9 protein-coding genes and 3 pseudogenes are annotated in these 14,788 nt (G+C 57.7%); 6 read left to right on the top strand and 6 right to left on the bottom strand.

The annotated features are described in order from the left end of the window. Positions 1-343: 343 nt before the first annotated feature. The 3 genes from NKH78_RS27905 to NKH78_RS27895 all read right to left on the bottom strand — a co-directional run bounded on the left by NKH78_RS27905 (position 344) and on the right by NKH78_RS27895 (position 2,881). Complete coding sequence (locus tag NKH78_RS27905; RefSeq protein ID WP_352740788.1) at positions 344-1,321, bottom strand: nitroreductase family protein; 978 nt, start codon at positions 1,319-1,321, stop codon at positions 344-346. A gap of 24 nt (positions 1,322-1,345) precedes the next feature. After that, a complete protein-coding gene (locus NKH78_RS27900) occupies positions 1,346-2,512 on the bottom strand; it encodes a polysaccharide pyruvyl transferase family protein (protein ID WP_352707132.1) in 1,167 nt (388 codons plus the stop codon). A 69-nt stretch (positions 2,513-2,581) separates the two neighbouring features. Continuing rightward, positions 2,582-2,881: a hypothetical protein gene (locus NKH78_RS27895; protein WP_352707135.1), complete on the bottom strand. Its 300-nt coding sequence runs from the start codon at positions 2,879-2,881 to the stop codon at positions 2,582-2,584. A gap of 409 nt (positions 2,882-3,290) precedes the next feature. On the opposite strand from NKH78_RS27895, the gene NKH78_RS27890 reads away from it, so the two are divergent. The 5 genes from NKH78_RS27890 (at position 3,291) to NKH78_RS27870 (ending at position 10,251) form a co-directional block, all read left to right on the top strand. Then, a complete protein-coding gene (locus NKH78_RS27890; RefSeq protein ID WP_352740790.1) occupies positions 3,291-5,867 on the top strand; it encodes an SGNH/GDSL hydrolase family protein in 2,577 nt (858 codons plus the stop codon). After that, a complete protein-coding gene (locus NKH78_RS27885; protein ID WP_029356091.1) occupies positions 5,864-6,124 on the top strand; it encodes an acyl carrier protein in 261 nt (86 codons plus the stop codon). The genes NKH78_RS27890 and NKH78_RS27885 overlap by 4 nt, the downstream gene beginning before the upstream one ends. A gap of 8 nt (positions 6,125-6,132) precedes the next feature. Next, positions 6,133-7,695 (top strand): amino acid adenylation domain-containing protein, encoded by a 1,563-nt coding sequence (locus NKH78_RS27880; RefSeq protein WP_352707140.1) that lies wholly within the window; start codon positions 6,133-6,135, stop codon positions 7,693-7,695. Then, complete coding sequence (locus tag NKH78_RS27875; protein ID WP_352707142.1) at positions 7,695-8,843, top strand: acyl-CoA dehydrogenase family protein; 1,149 nt, start codon at positions 7,695-7,697, stop codon at positions 8,841-8,843. Before NKH78_RS27880 ends, NKH78_RS27875 begins: the two co-directional genes overlap by 1 nt. Positions 8,844-9,099: 256 nt before the next feature. Beyond that, a complete protein-coding gene (locus NKH78_RS27870; RefSeq protein ID WP_502899858.1) occupies positions 9,100-10,251 on the top strand; it encodes a glycosyltransferase in 1,152 nt (383 codons plus the stop codon). A 242-nt stretch (positions 10,252-10,493) separates the two neighbouring features. On the opposite strand, the pseudogene NKH78_RS27865 reads toward NKH78_RS27870, so the two are convergent. After that, positions 10,494-11,300: pseudogene (locus NKH78_RS27865) on the bottom strand (IS5 family transposase). 668 nt (positions 11,301-11,968) lie between these two features. Between NKH78_RS27865 and NKH78_RS27860 the strand changes: the two are divergent. Then, positions 11,969-13,645, top strand: coding sequence for a tetratricopeptide repeat-containing sulfotransferase family protein (locus NKH78_RS27860; protein ID WP_352740794.1), 1,677 nt, complete (start codon positions 11,969-11,971; stop codon positions 13,643-13,645). 140 nt (positions 13,646-13,785) lie between these two features. On the opposite strand, the pseudogene NKH78_RS27855 reads toward NKH78_RS27860, so the two are convergent. Continuing rightward, a pseudogene (locus tag NKH78_RS27855) lies at positions 13,786-14,138 on the bottom strand (porin); the annotation flags it as partial. A gap of 320 nt (positions 14,139-14,458) precedes the next feature. Beyond that, a pseudogene (locus NKH78_RS27850) lies at positions 14,459-14,686 on the bottom strand (transposase domain-containing protein); the annotation flags it as partial. Between the last annotated feature and the right edge of the window lie 102 nt (positions 14,687-14,788).

The following is a 14,788-nucleotide window of genomic DNA, read 5'->3' as shown; positions in this document are numbered from 1 at the left end:
ATTTAAACGTCCCAGAGAACTGCCGCTGTCACCACGGGCACAGCGGAGTGATTATTTTGTGGTATACTGTGGTATACCTTGGACCAATACTTCTGCCTCACCGCGTTTGCGCGAAATCGGATCGGAACCGGACTCGTTCAAAAAAGTAGTGGAGGCAATGCTTTAAGGGACCTATGGGAGAGGCCGGACCCGCAGCTTGCGGATTTTTCGCGTGCTCCACGTTACTTATTGTCGATGTGCGGCGGCAGCTGGTTGGCGCGCGCGAGCGGGCAGTCGATCAAGACATTGTCCCTTCCCCGAGAAGCCAGCTTCGTTCGATCGCTCTGCAAGTGCCAGCGGAGACTTACTCCTCGGTTACAAACGAGACCACCTCATCAATCGGCCTGCGCGGCGACCTGGCAAATCTGATGGCAGTACCTGCCATAGGGCCAAGGGCGACGCATGCAATCAATCTCTCGCCTGCTCGAATTCGACCGACGTCACGAATTTGCCGTTCAACTCGACTATCGACCGCAAGATTGAGGGGGCAAGCCACGAGCCGAAGTGCCTCCGCGGCCAACAGGAAATGCATTAGGAACAGCGCACCATCGACATAAATCTGGTTTCGTTGATTGCTTCCTCGCCAGGCCCTTGTGTCTGACGTGATAATGGCCAGGTTTGATATGGACTTTGAAAAGCCTCGCGCCCCGCCCTGCAGGGCGAGTATCTGATCGATTTGATGACGGCCCTGGTAGAGGTATACTCTTGTCGCCTGCCTGTTGCATTGGGATGGCGCACCTTGCGCCAAGCGTACCAACTCTAGCAATGTGGTGCGATCTATTAATTGTTCGTCAAAGTATCTAACCGAGCGACGACACTGAAGTCCTTCCAGGAGTGTGAGGGCTGGCCCCCCAATTGGCAGAACGGCGCTTTGAACCCCGCCGGTCAAGGCGACTCCATCAAGCCCATTGAAACGCTCGACGAATTGACGAACTTTCTCAACAAAGGGCTGCTCAGGCTCCCCTGGTGGATGAAGGTCAACATAGGCGCGAAGTGCGCCAACAGCCATTTCAAGCGGAAACGCCCCTAGCGAGGCGTCGTAGGAGGACACCTCATTCATAAGTCGCTTGATTTTTTCCTGGCCAAAACCGGGCCTCCTGTCCTTTAGAGAAAGGCCCTTCTCAATCGAGTGAGCGTCCACGATTATTCGGTAATATAGCCGCTCTTTTTTTGGAACCAGCAGCGAATCCCCGTTGTAACGTAGGTAATTTCCAACGTCATATACGTAGGAGATGATTACCTTCGCTTGAGCATACAGAAGAATTTGCAGCTTTCGAAGCATTTTACAACATCTTGATTTGTTATTTTACTTGGCCGCAGGCAGGGCCCTATCCAGAAACGTACGGCCAATCTCAGCTAGTTCCCGGAACCGGTTGTCTATCTTCATGTAGTCGTGAACAAGTTTTCCGAGGTTTTCGCACATGTCCAGCAAATGGTCCCTGGCACCCTTGCGGTGAATACACACGTACTGAGAGGGAATGCCCATCAGCGTCATCAAAGCCTCATTCTTAGTGGGGAAGCCGATGGCGGGTCGCCGGCTGTCCAGGCAAATTAACGGGCACCGGTTCCGCAGAGCAAATAGTGCCCCATGCATGCGCTCTGACAAGCAGTAGGAGAATTGTGATGCCAGATTTGCCCACTCGAGGGGATCAATCGGCTTTTCGGTGAGATCGATGTCTGCGAGGTGATTGCGATCCGAGACTGATACAATCTGGACGCCGCGCGCCCGCAGAGAGGTCGTGGCCTCTGCATAGAGCTCGTGCTGGCCGGCTATCACCAACGCCCGGGGCCGATTGAAATCCACGCCCCAGGAAGCCAGCTTTACGCGCAGGCTTTCATGAGTGGCATTCGACGTTAGATCGTGAGTGACTGTCGGGTCTGGGGTCAATGTCACACGATCCGCGAGGCTTGGATCTGCCCAGAGGACCAACTCACGTGTCCGCTCGTCCCGCACGCCGATCGCGACAAATTCGTTCAGGCATTTGGCCATCAAGTATCGATTGCGGCGCGGCATTTCGGTCCATTTGGTGCTGCTGCCGGTGCTCGCCGCATATGCTATCTTCGAGCACGCCACTTCTGGCCAGTAGACATTGGGAAATGGCGGACATAGTGGGTTGGTCTGAAGCTTGATCAGCCCACCGAGACGGGAGACGTAGTCGATCTTCCAAACCTCATCGCTACCCACCACAACCGCATCATAGCGGTCGCTTACGTAGCGAAACGTTGGTGACCTATCCTCCGAGTAGAACCTCTTGGGGCTGAGCAGCAGTCCATCGGCGAAGGCGGCAAGCGTTCGCTGGCGTGCGTTTGTCGCCGGCCCATAGCCAGTCTCCAGTCGTCTTGGATAGCGGTGGTCCACGATCTCCGCCGGCGAGCCGGGACGCAGGTCCGAAATGCAGCGTTGGAGGGCGAGGCTCTGAAGCTGCGCCCCCTCGTTGTAACCGGTGTGCAAAGTTAGTGTGCCAATCAACATTTAGCAGGTCCGTTGCTATCAACGGCGGCTATACGGCAAAATTGTTCCGTCAAGTTGTTCCGCCTAGTATCACGCCAGCACGTAGGCAACAATTGCCTCCGAGGTCGAATTGTATTTAACGATCTTCAACGAAGAGAGGCTGTTTTCAGGAGCGTTGACTTTGACATACCTTCCGACACCGAGGTGGAAAGATAGAATCAGCCTCCCACAGGAATGGAAAGACATTTTCGACCGCGCCAGCGAAAGTGACGCTGCTGGAAAGGCCCAACCGGGCTGCCTGTTCGTCGAGAGTGGCGCGGCATTGGCATCGCCCAGGATGGTGAGTTGCGCCTTTGCCTCGGCTGGAAGTGCCGCGAACTCGTCGATCATGTGCCCGAGCGTTCCGGACTAAGATGGCCAAGGCAGACAGAGCGTCGACTGCCATCGGCGTTCGGCTCGCGGCGCGGATTACGGGGCAGATCGATCCCATTCGGAATCGGCTTTCAATCGATCAGATTTAGCTTGTTTTTAAGCGTCTTAGAGACGAGTCGCTGTTACCCCGGGCACAGCGGAGCGATTTGTTTCTGATACACTTATGTACTTCTGCGTTTTATGTACTTCTGCGTTTGCGCGGAACCGGACTCGTTCAAAGAAGTCAAGGCATCCCTCTAAGGACCGGGGCGCTTTACCCGTCAGGGATGGGAGCCATGGGAGGGGGACCAGCAGCTTGCGGATCTTTCGCATGCCCCAAAGCCACTTCTTGTCGATGTCCGCCGGCAGCTGGTTGAGGCGCGCGAGCGTGCATTGGATCAAGACATTGTCTCGTCCCTGGTCGGCGGATCCTACGGAGACTGAGTCGAGAAGCATCCTGGCTTGGTTCGCCATAGCCTGCCAGCTGGCCCTCTTCATCGCGCTGGTCTATCTCCTCAGGCTCGAGACTACTGCGCTTGTCCGCGTCCTGCTCGTTGCCCTCGCCGGCTGGTGCGTGCACTACTTCCTGCCACAGCCTTACCGGCTGCCGTTTTTCGTGCTGCTCTCGTTCGCGACTATCGCCGCAGTTTTCGCGAACCTTGGGCCCAACTGGCACCACTGGAGATTTGACGGCCTCATCGATGCCGCCTGGATCGTCGCCATTGGGCTCGTACTGATCGGAATTGTCCACCTACCGATCGCTTTTGGATGGAGAGTGCTGGCGCTGGTTGGCGCCGGCTGCGGGCTCGCCGCCGCACGAATGGACTGGATAGCGACCCCGTGGACGCGCGCCGTCTGGCCAGTGCTCGCTTCCATGTTCATGTTCCGTCTCATTGTCTATGCATACGAAATGCGACGTGAACAGAAGATGGCGACGCTTTCGGAGCGGCTCGCGTATTTTTTCATGTTGCCGAACGTGTGCTTCCCGCTCTTTCCGGTCGTAGATTTTAGAACTTTCCGCAGCAGCTACTACAATGCTGACCGGCACTACATCTATCAAACGGGCATTCAGTGGATGTTTCGCGGCGCTATCCATTTGATATGCTACCGCATCGTATATCAGCGATTTGTTATCGATGCTGCGGACGTACACAATCAGATTGAGCTTTTGCAATTTATCATATGGCCATTTTTACTTTATCTGAAGGTTTCAGGAACTTTTCACATAATCACCGGGATTTTGCATTTATTTGGATTCAACCTTCCAGAAACCCACAATCTGTACTTTCTTTCCTCAAGTTTCACAGATTTCTGGCGTCGAATAAATATATACTGGAAGGACTTCATAATGAAGATTGTATACTATCCGTTGTATTTTCGCTTTCGACGCTGGGGAGAGAGCGTAGCGCTGGTCAGCGCGACCCTCCTCGCGTTCCTCGCGACTTGGCTGCTGCACAACTATCAGTGGTTCTGGTTACGTGGCACCTGGGTATTCACCTGGAACGACTTCCTCTTCTGGATGATCCTGGCCGTGCTTGTGACGATCAACGCCCACTATGAAATGCGGCACGGTCGCACGCGGCGCCTGCGTGGCGGGGCACTAAGCTGGAACGGTGCGCTGCAAACTGCGAGCCGGACCATTGGCGTATTCGTCGTCATCTGCCTCCTTTGGTCGTTTTGGAGCGCGAGCTCGGTCCCGCAATGGTTCTCCGTCTTCGACACTGTGGGCGTGGAAGTTCCTGGCAAAATGACGCCCGCCCTCGTACTGGTCGCGGTGGCAGCTATCATTGGCATTCCTGCGCTTGCGCTCGCGCGCGGCGGCGCCGACCGCCAGTACAGTTTCCGACGGTCGGTTGCGTCGGTCGGTGTCTGCGGGTTGATCGCGGTTTGCATCTCGCTCCCCATGGTTCACGATCGCCTCGGGGAGACGGTCAGTACCGCAATGGCCGACATTAGAGCGCCGAACCTCAATAGCCGCGACAACGCGAACCTGGAGCGCGGCTACTACGAGAACCTCGTCAATGTCGGCGCATTTAACCCAGAACTGTGGATTGTCTATGGCCAACGACGACACGACGGTTGGGACAATTTGGACAAGACGCCGCTGAGCGAGTTCACCGGTGCGCTTCCCACGACCTATCTGCGACCACTCTCCCAAGCAGACTTTAAGGGAACGCGGGTCCACATCAACCGCTGGGGCATGCGAGATCAGGACTATGAAAAGATTCCTACTCCCGGCACCCCACGAATCGCAATCGTCGGCTCTTCGCATGTCTTCGGCGAGGGCGTCGCGGATGACGAGACTTTCGAGGGCCTGTTGGAGCGGCGGCTGAATGCGCAGGCAGACGACAGCGGGTATCGACACTACGAGGTGCTGAACTTTGCCGTTGGGGGTTATGTTCCTCTGGACATTCTGGCCATCATCGAGGATCGAGTGCTCGCATTCAAACCAAAGTACATCTTTTACTTCGAGCACAGCGCGCTTGTTCCACGAACGCTAAAGCGTCTCGGGAAAGCAATCCAGAATGGCTCCGCATATCGCTACGACTTCGTGCGCGACATTGTACGCGAGAGCGGGATCGATCCCCGTGCCGACCACGAGGTACTTCAAAGAAAGCTCATGCCCTACGGAGACAGACTTCTGCGTGCGATCTATTCTCGAATCGTGGAAGCTGCGAAGCGAGAAGGGGTCGGGGTCTTTTGGATCTATCTACCCAGACCAGACGAGAGGACCAGCACCGAGCTAGAGAAGCGCCTCGCTGCCGAGGCTGGCTTTAACGTTCTCGATCTTTCCGGTGTGTATGACGGGTATGACTGGCGGACGCTTCTTGTAGCACCTTGGGACGATCACCCAAACGCCGCCGGCCATCGGCTCATCGCCGACAAGCTTTACCAAGTGCTGCAGCAACACCAGGATCTAATTCCCCTGAACCTTGCGGTTGCTCCACACAAGGAGGAACAATGAACGCGATCCAGATCAGGACGATGGCCAAGGATTTCATATTGAAGGAGTTTCTGCCCGGTGAAAGGCCGGAGAATCTGACGGATTCAACGGAGCTGATAACTGACGGCATTCTCGACTCGTTGGCGACGCTTAAGCTCGTTGCCTACCTGGAAAAATCCTGCGGTATCGAAATCGCCCCTGACGAACTCGTGCCGGAGAACCTGAACTCCATCGCCCAAATTGCCAATTTCGTCCAGTCGAAGCAGGCGTCCACATAGAGCCCGCCATGACGGTTGCTGCCTTACACGAGTATCTGGAACAGAGCGCGAGGCGGCATCCCCAGACGTGCGCCGCTGTCGAGGCGAGCTCTGGGCGGCAGATCACCTACGGCGAGCTCGACGCGCTGTCGGACCAAGTCCGCGACCATCTGCGTCGGATCGGCGTCCGGCCGGGGGACCGCGTCGGCATTTGCCTTCCAAAATCGATCGCCTCGCTCGCTGTTCTGTTCGGCACCTTGAAGGTGGGCGCGGCCTATGTGCCCGTCGACTCTCTGGCACCGCCTGCGCGTAGCGCGTTCATATTTAACGACTGCGGCGTGCGCGCGATTTTCGTGGAGGCGTCCCGAGCCGAAACTTTGCGCTGTGAGTTGGCGCGCTTGGCTGCGGAACCGTGTCTCTTACCGCTCGACTGGTCCGACGGTCCCTCGCCGCTCGCGACGTACCTGGCTCGCGTAGAGGCCGGCAGCTTGGCGGTGGAGGACGAATCGGCGCGGCCGGGGCCGGACAACCTCGCTTACGTGCTTTACACTTCGGGCTCGACCGGCCAGCCGAAGGGCGTGATGCTGACGCATCGTAATGGCTCGAGCTACGTGGACTGGTGCTCCGAGATCCTCGCCCCTGACGAGAATGACCGCTTCTCCTCCCATGCGCCTTTCCACTTCGACCTGTCTATCCTCGACATCTTCGTACCGCTGAAGCACGGCGCGACCGTATTCCTCATCGGTGAGGAGCTCGGCAAGAATCCGACCCGGATGGCGTCGGTTATCGCCGAGCGGCGGTTGACCGTCTGGTATTCCACGCCCTCCGTACTCACGCTTCTGGTCGAGCACGGCAGCCTTGATGCTCGCGACGACCACGCTCTTCGGTTCATTCTATTTGCCGGCGAGGTTTTTCCGGTCAAGCATCTGCGCAGGCTAAAGGCTGTGGTCCCACGCGCACGCTACCTGAATCTCTATGGTCCAACCGAAACCAACGTCTGTACCTACTACGAAATCCCGCAGACGATCGCCGAAGACCGCTCGGCGCCGTTTCCGATCGGGCGCGCCTGCGCGCATGTTAAGGCACGCGTGATCGATGCGAATGGTCGCAACGTGCCGCGAGGCCAGGAAGGCGAGCTCGCAATCAGCGGTGCTCCCGTGATGCTGGGCTATTGGAACATGCCTGAGCGAACAAGCGCCGCTTTTCACGTCGATTCAAGCGGTCGCTGGTACCGTACCGGCGATGTAGTGATCGAAGGCGATGGCGGAGTCTACACCTTCCGTGGTCGACGCGACCGGATGGTGAAGAGGCGGGGATATCGGATCGAACTCGGCGAGATCGAGACGGCGCTCTATCGCCATCCAGCGATCTCCGAGGTGGCGGCGATCGCTCGCTCGGAGGAGTCGGGCGTCTCCATTAAGGTGTTCTATGCCTCGCGCGACGGCCATGCGCTGTCGCTCATCGAGCTGAAGCGGTTCTGCGCTCACAACTTGCCGGCCTACATGGCCCCGGACTGGTTCTCGCATCAGCCGTTACTTCCGAAGACATCGACAGATAAAATTGACTACCAGCATCTGATAAGGATGGAGTAGTGGATTTCGCGCTGAACGAGGAGCAGCGCATCCTGCGCGGTGAGATCCATCGCTTCGCGCAAGATAAGCTCAATAAAGATGTCAGGCAGCGCGACCGGGACCAAGTATTCCAGCACGAGTTGTGGCAGGCCTGCGCGCAGATGGGCCTGACCGGCCTGCCAGTCCCCGAGGCCTACGGGGGACCCGGTCTCGATTCCCTGTCCACGGCCATTGCAATCGACGCGCTCGGCTACGGCTGCGAGGATTCCGGCTTGGTCTTCTCGATCTGCGCCCACCTTCTGGCCTGCGTGGTGCCGATTTGGAAGTTCGGCACTGAAGAGCAGAAGAATCGATATCTTCCGAGGCTCTGTGATGGCACTTTGATCGCGGCCAATGCGATGAGCGAACCGGAGTCGGGCTCCGATGCATTTGCGATGCAAACCCGGGCGGAGCCTCATGGCGACGGCTTTCTAATCAACGGCACGAAGACCTTCGTGAGCAACGGGCCGGTGGCGGATGTTGCCGTCGTCTTTGCTGTCACTGACCGCGCCAAGGGGTATTTCGGCGGCATCACGAGCTTCCTCGTGGACCGCACGCTGCCCGGCTATCGGGTCGCGCAAAAGTTCGAAAAAATGGGACTGCGGACGTCTCCGATCGGGGAGCTTGTCTTCGAGGACGTATTTGTTTCGAAGGACGCTGTTCTCGGTGGAGTGGGCGGCGGCTCCAGGCTGTTCGTCCATAGCATGGACTGGGAGCGGGCGTGCCTATTCGCCAGTCATGTAGGCACCATGGAGCGGCTTCTGGAAAAGGCAGTGGCCTATACGCGCACCCGACGTCAGTCCGGCCAGACCATCTCCAAGCACCAGGCGGTCGCCCATAAGATTGCCGACATGAAGATGCAGGTGGAGGCGGCCCGACTGCTCGTCTACAAAGCGGCGTGGGGCCTTGAACGCTCCCAGTCCGTATCCCTCGACGCCGCCGTTTCGAAGCTCTTTGTGAGCGAATCGCTTGTTCGCACCACGCTCGATGTCGTCCAGGTCTTCGGCGGCTATGGTTTCTTGAGCGAATTCGACGTCGAACGTGCCGTGCGTGATGCCATCGGCAGCAAACTCTATTCCGGAACTTCTGAGATACAGCGCAACATAATTGCTGGCTGGCTGGGGCTTTGATGACGGCTGTGGTCAGAACCTGTCCGGTGAAGGGCGGCGTGTGCTGTCGCTGGGCCTGCCCCCAGTTCGCGAAAAAGGGCGCTCGATTTTGGTGAGGCAACCGGCGAGTGGTACTATCACAACCCATGGAGCCACCGGGGCGGAGGGCGCTTTTGTCGTTCGACTTGGTGCGTCTGCCCAGCCCGTGGTCTCCGAACTTGCGGCTCAGAGGCGAAGAACTAGACCAGCCGCGAGGCGTGAAAGATAGGCTTTGTGGATGCGGCTTCTCTATATACATTCTGCGCACGTTCCGGCGCCGGCCGCCAATGCGGTACAAGTCGCAAAGATGTGCCATGCATTTCGGGTTGCCGGAGCGGAGGTCCTACTAGCGCTTCCACGCGCCTCCATGAATACACGGGATCATTATGAGAAGATCGCGCGCGAATACGGATTCGGTACCGAGTTCCCATTCCGCGTTCTCCCTGTACCCTTTTGGCCTGTGCCCGGCCGGGAGCTTTTTTTTGCTGTGTTGGCACTTCTTGCTGCGGTCTGGCTGCGGCCGCATGTCGTCTTTACACGCTCGGCTACTGTAGCGCTTGTTTCTGCCGGACTTTTCGGGTTCACGACCGTTTTTGAGCTTCACGACCCGATTGGCAGTTTGAGCAGACGTCAGCGTCAGCGCCTTGCCAAACTGATAGGCCTAGAGGCATTCTGTATGCTGGTCGTCACGTCGCAACGTCTGCGGGACGACAGCATCCGCCTCTTTCCTCAACATGCGGGAAAATTTCTCATCGCGCCCAATGGCGCGGATCCGGTTCCGCCGAATGTCGAGCCATGCAGCCTCAGCGGCACGTTCAAGGTTGGTTATGTCGGACATCTGTATAAGGGAAAAGGCATGGAGATAATCAGCGCTATTGCGCCTCGATGCGGCTGGGCGACATTTCACATCGTCGGCGGAACACCAGGCGATATAGAGTATTGGACATCGAAGCTGGCCAAATGCCCGAACACAGTGTTTCACGGCTACGTTCCTCACGCCGCGACATGTGCCTACTTGGCCGAAATGGACGTTGTACTCGCGCCCTATCTTAGAGATGTAGAGGGCCAGGGCGGCGGTCGAAATATCGCTGAGGGAATGTCGCCGCTCAAGCTCTTCGAATATATGGCGCATGGCAAACCCATAGTGTCCTCCGACCTGTCAGTTATCCGAGAAGTTTTGAGGGATAGCGTCAACAGCGTTCTGGTGTCGCCAGACAACCCGTCCGACTGGGTCAAAGCTCTTCAGCGCCTGCGCGAAAACAAGGCGCTTCGGGATCAGATCGGTCAGCAGGCGAAGGCAGACTTTCTGGCCAGGTATAGCCGCATCGCACGCGCAACCAACATCCTAAAGGAAATCGAGAACCGGATGTCGTCGAGCCGAAGCTTATAGGCTGCACAGTTTTTCTTATTGAAGGCGGCCGCGCCGTCAGCAGGTTTTCCTAATCCACTTCCCGCGCCAGAAGAAATCATGCGCTCATAAAGATCCGGCGACTGAACCGGCGCGAACCCGAATTTTGGGGCTCTATATACTCACTGGCGCGGGAGCGCTCGAGCATCAAAATCAAAACTATCAGTTCAATCCCGGACGATGGATTGCCTATCCATGCCGCTTCTGAGAGTCCGTTTTGAAATTCACGGATGAGCGTTTCGGCGGATGAGATTGCCGCCCATTGCGACAAGGATCATGGCTTGCGAGACATCGATGCGCTGCTCGTAGTCGCGCACGAGGCGGCGGCATCTTGTCATCCAGCCGAAGGTCCGCTCGACGACCCAGCGGCGGGGCAGGATCTGGAAGCCCTTCTGGTCGTCGGATCGACGAGTGATCTCGACCACGAAGTCGAGATAGGCGGCTTTGTCCATGAGCTTCAGCCTGTCATAGGCGCCGTCGGCGAATAGATGCTTCAACCAGGGCCAACGCTTGCGGCTACCATCCAGGATCGCCTGAGCACCGGCACTGTGGGAGATATCGGGGGTGGTGAGATTGACCATCAAGAGCCGCCCATCCGTATCGACGGCAACGTGTCGCTTGCGGCCGACAATCTTCTTGCCGGCGTCGTAACCCTTGTTTCAGCTTGCGGAGCTTTGACCGACTGGCTGTCGATCACGCTAGCCGTGGGACTGGCCTCGCGCCCGGCTCGCTCGCGATCCAGCATCAGCGCCACATCGTGGATAGTCTGGAACAGAAAACGCCGCGCCAACTCGGGAAACCAGCCGTAGACCGTCTGCCAGGGCCCGAAATGGATCGGCAGCATTCGCCAACCGCAACCGGAGCGGACCAGGTAGCGCACGGCGTTGACCACCTCCCGGACATCAACGCTCGCGCGGACGGCCGCGACGCCCAGGCTTGGGCATCAGCGGCGCGAACTGCTCCCACTCCTCGTCCGTCAAATCAGACGGGTAGCGCGTACGCCTCCGGCGAAGGCCGCCTTGCGCGAGCATGGCACAGGCTCGCGTGGAAGGGGAGTCACTTGCTAGCGTGGGCGGGGGAAGGGTGCAAGTTTTCCGGCGTGGCCGAGCCGCGGCGATCGCTTCAGCCGACTGACCGCTTCCAACTTGTGGTGGGAACATCAATTCTCGAAGCCGGCGCTGCCCCTCATCGCCCTGCCGGGCACTTCTCCCCGTATAGTGACGGGCTAGCGTGCGCACACATCTGATTCGAAGGGGCAATTTCTTTGATAAGCCAAGAGCCTTGAAAACGTACGTTTTCCAAGCTGTTGAGCCCGATGCTCGGCTCCAGAAATGCGACCATCACTTTGATTCATTGGAGTTGAATCAAATGTGTGCGCACGCTAGATAGTGACGGGAGAAGGGGCGCGCCGCAGCGCTGGCTCTCTTGCAGGCCGGCGATTGGTGAGATCGCCGATCACAGCGCCCCTCTCCCCGTCACTATAAGGGGAGAGGGTGCCGGCAGGCAGGTGAGGGGCGGCGCTAACGCCCGGAAAGAGTGACAGGACGATTTCAAAACCTTTTAGCGACGCATCCCGGGTTGAGCCTTCGACGGACATGGTGTTTTCGCCGTCGTACTGACTGGCCGAGAGCATCGTCGCGCTTACTTGGCGGTTCGCCCAAGGCTGGATTCTCCCGCGCCGTTTTGCTAGCGACATAGTATGAGCAACCGATTGCCGCCCGCCTGGGCAAAGCACCTCAAAACTCAACCCCCGGCTAAGGCGGCACCGCCGAAAGCTGCGCCACCCAAAGCCAAGCCGCAGGCCCGCCCGCCTCGCGCGCAGGCCGACGACATGCTGTTGAGGCAAGCGCTTGAACTTCAGAAATTGGATCAGCTACCTGAGGCCGAGGAGCTCTGTCATCGCGTTCTGGCGCGCACGCGTGAGCATCCGCTGGCATTGTACATACTTGGCACATTGGGGCTGGATTTCGATGATGAGTTGTCCATCAAATACTTGGCCCGGGCGGTCACCCAAGAGCCTAACAATCCGTACTACCGGCTCACACTTGGCGAAACCTATTTAAAGGTTGGCGATTACCTGCCCGCAATCAGGCACTTGCAACGGGCCTGCGAATTGAAGCCTGATCTTCTGGAGGCACTTTGCGGCTTGGCGCAGGCCTACGCCAAATTCGACAAGGCCGACATGGCTTTGCCCATCTATGAGAAGGCGCTGCGGATCGACCACTATCATCCGCAAGCCCGGATGGGTCTAGCGGATACGCTCGTAAGTCTCGGACGGATGGACGAGGCAGCAGCTTGTTTAACGGAAAACATCGCCAGGCGTCTTAACGTGCCAGGGGCTTACAACACCCTTGTAGGCATCCGGAAATTTTCTACCGAACCGCCCGAACTCAAGTCCATCCTGGACGAACTTGCCAACCCGGCGATTTCCGCCGACGAGCCCTATGGGCTTCATCTGGCGGCAGGCAAGGTTCTGAACGACCTTGGCCGTTACGGCGAGGCGATGGACCATTTTCTAAAGGCCAAGACATTCAGGACTTTAGATTTTGACATTGAGTCCTACCGCAGGTGGGTCGATTCCCTGATCGGGCTATTCGATGCCGGCTTGCTGGCATCCAAAGCCGGGTATGGTAACCCATCCGAAGCGCCCGTGTTTGTCCTCGGGATGCCGCGCTCGGGTACAACACTGACCGAGCAAATCTGCTCGAGCCATCCTTACGTTCACGGGGCCGGAGAGCTTACGAAACTGGGGCGAATCGCGGCCTCCATCGGCCTGAAGGGGGAGCCGGGACAAACCTATGGATGGACAGTCAAGTCGATGACGATCCAGCAATCGCATGCGTTGGCTGAGGAATATCTATCCAACTTGCGTCTCTATTCGCCTACCGCACCACGCATTATCGACAAACTGCCTCATAATTTCGAGCTTATCGGTCTGATCGCCATCCTCTTCCCGAACGCGCGTTTTATTCACTGCAAGCGCGACGCGATCGACAATTGTCTTTCCTGTTTCTTTTCCGACCTAAAAAAGGGCCTTGATTACAGTTACGACCTTGGGACTCTTGGACTGGCTTATCGTGAGTATGAGCGGCTTATGCGCCATTGGCACTCGATCTTGCCCGGGCGAATTTTTGAGAATCGCTACGAAGAGCTGATATCTGACCAGGAAGGGCAATCGCGTCGCTTGATAGATCACCTTGGCTTGACCTGGGATGATGCCTGTCTTCGCTTTTTCGATAAGGCTGGGTCGGTCAGAACTATCAGTCGCTGGCAAGTCCGGCAACCGATCTATAAATCGTCGGTCAAGCGCTGGAAAAACTATGAAAATAGGATCCAGCCACTGATCGATGCCTTGGGTGATCTTGCCGTACTTTGAACAGGATTGGCGACTGACCACAAATCCTGATGACGAAGCCGTCGACGTTCCTCGTGCGACCTTGATCAGATAATCGCGTCACGTATACGAAAAAACCCGGCGGTTGCCCGCCGGGGTCGATTTCAGTCAGATGCTGCCGATTAGAAGTCGCGCTGGAAGCGGAGGATACCGCCGACGCTGTTCTTCTTGTCGGCGCCGACCCAGTTGCCGTAGATGGTCGGAGTGTCGAAGTTGCCGTAGTGGTTGTAGTCAACTTCGGCCGTGATCGTGAAGCCAGGAACAGCGGTATAGGCGACGTTCGCAGCCACACCTAGTTCTTGTCGTCGTCACCAGACACCTGGAGATTAAACGCGGTCTTCTCGTTGAACTTGTAGGTGCCGCCGGCCCACCAAGCCCAGTTGCCGCCCCACTGCTTGTAGAAGCCACGACCGTTGGCGTCGATGCCACCGCCGATGAGATGGACATCATTAAGGTCCCCATCGTTGCCATAGCCGAACGTACCCATCCGGTGAAGTCCGGTGAAGACCGCAGACGTGCGTATCCAGCGGCCATGAGCACCTGAGCACCGCGGTGCTGGGGTCAACCTTTCGATGGGGAGACGCGATGATATTCTTCGAGAGGAGCTTGACCTCCTCAAGCCTTCATCGGTGAAGGCCAAGATCCCGTCGTCATCGTTGGCGCCGTACACCCAGATGACGCCGTCCTCGGGCTCGAGACCGAGGGTCAGGTCCTGGATGAGCGCTTCGCTGACGCCGAGGTCCCTGGCGACACGATCGACGGTGTAGACGTGATGCACCTTATTGCGCTGCATGATCAGGCCGCCGCTGGTTGGGTCCGCAATTTTGCGGATCTCCAATTCCACGGCAGCAAATCATCGATCCGATGGGCCGGATAGGCGGGCAGTCGGGCGAGGACGTCGGCGAGCCAGGCCTGCGGGTCGACATCGTTCATCTTGGCGCTGACGATCAGGCTGTAGAGAACGGCCGCGCGCTGTCCGCCGCGATCGGAACCGCAGAAGAGCCAGGACTTTCTGCCGAGAGCGAAGACCGATTCATTATGCACCTCCTTTTCAAATGGCGGAAAACAGCGATTCTTGGTTGTCGTCGTGGATGCGACGCGGAGTATTGCGCGTCAAATCGGCCT

This window comes from Mesorhizobium sp. M0910, assembly GCF_040319465.1.
Classification (GTDB): Bacteria; Pseudomonadota; Alphaproteobacteria; order Rhizobiales; family Rhizobiaceae; genus Mesorhizobium.
The sequence above is the reverse complement of the archived record's forward strand: the minus strand, read 5'-3'. Positions and strand labels throughout refer to the sequence as shown.